This is a genomic window from Fictibacillus nanhaiensis (assembly GCF_036213205.1).
Classification (GTDB): domain Bacteria; phylum Bacillota; class Bacilli; order Bacillales; family Fictibacillaceae; genus Fictibacillus; species Fictibacillus nanhaiensis_E.
In genome coordinates this window covers 1-1,486 of the sequence record NZ_JARMFC010000037.1, presented here as the reverse complement: position 1 = coordinate 1,486, position 1,486 = coordinate 1, and the positions used below count along the sequence as shown (strand labels likewise).

Here is a 1,486-nt window from a genome sequence, read left to right as displayed (position 1 = left end):
TGAACTGTAACCCGAATAATGGACACTTATAAAAAAGTCCCTTATTCGGGTTTTTTGTGTTCTTTTGCAATAAACCCGTTATAATCTAATCAAATGAGGAGAACGGGGATTATACAATGAGTAAAATTAAATTTACTGAATTTCAGCGTAAACAATTAGAGAACAATCCAAATGTGAGTCACGTTACTGAAAAAAACATTAGCTATGCACCAGAGTTTAAAGAAAAAGCTGTTCAAGAGAACCTAGCTGGAAAAGGTCCAATGGACATCTTCTTATCCCATGGTTTTGATATCCATGTGATAGGAGCCCATAAGCCAAAACAATGTTTAAAGCGTTGGAGACGATCCCATGAAAAGTATGGAAATGAAGGATTTTATACAGAACTTCGCGGTAAGGGCAGCACAGGACGTCCATCTTCGAAGGAAATGACTGTGGAGGAGAAACTGAAGAAAGCTGAAGCACGAATTGCCTTTCTAGAGATGGAGAACGACTTCTTAAAAAAGTTAGAAGAACTAGAGAGGCAGGCGAAGAAGAACAAGTACTAGCTCTATCAGAAAAATTCCAGCTCATCGAAGAAACCATTAGAAAATATCAGCTTAAGCGAATGGTTTCCTTTCTTTGCGAAGTCGCTGGGGTTAAACGTAAAAGCTATTATGCATGGTTAAAGGCTGAAGATAAGCGTATAGAGCGACAAAGACACGATGAAGAGGATTATGAGCTTCTTAAGAAGATTTATGATGAAGGAAAGAAAAAGATTGGTGGACGTCAAATCAAGATGCATTTAGAGAACAATTATGGCGTTGACATGAGCCTAAACAAGATTTTTCGTCTTACTAGAAAGTTCAATATTCAATCGGTCATCAGAAGACGTAACCCCTATAAAAATATAGCTAAAGCTACTCAAGAACATAAAACGTGTCCAAATATCTTAAGCCGAAAATTTGTACAAGAGCCTGGTATGGTTCTACTCACAGACATTACGTACTTATATTTAGAGAACAGAACAAAGGTATATTTATCATGCGTGAAAGATGGAACAACACGTGAAATATTAGCGTATCACCTATCTACTTCACTGGAGATGCCAATTGTATATAAAACCTTAGATCACTTAATGGCTTCCTTGGACGGAAACGTCCACCCTGAGGCGCTTCTGCATTCTGACCAAGGCGTTCATTACACACATCCTGAATATCGCAAAAGAGTGAAAGACTTTGGGTTCACTCAATCGATGTCTCGCAAAGGAAATTGTCTAGATAACGCACCGATGGAGTCATTCTTTGGTCATTTCAAAGATGAGATAGACGCAACTACATGTAAAACGGTAGCCGAATTAAGAGGAAAGATTGAAAACTATATGGAGAATTACAACTCAGCACGCTATCAATGGGGGTTAAAAAAGATGACCCCGGAACAATACCGAGGTCATCTACTAGCTGCTTAAAGGTCCTTTTTATAAACTGTCCATATTATTGGTTACAGTTCA

Annotated in this window: 1 protein-coding gene; it reads left to right on the top strand. The window is 38.2% G+C overall.

All coding sequences use genetic code 11. The annotated features are described in order from the left end of the window. The first annotated feature begins 116 nt into the window (after positions 1-116). A protein-coding gene (locus tag P4V41_RS21075; RefSeq protein WP_328087152.1) for an IS3 family transposase occupies positions 117-1,444 on the top strand; the annotation gives its coding sequence in 2 pieces (ribosomal slippage) (positions 117-486 and positions 486-1,444; 1,329 coding nt in all). Positions 1,445-1,486: the final 42 nt, after the last annotated feature.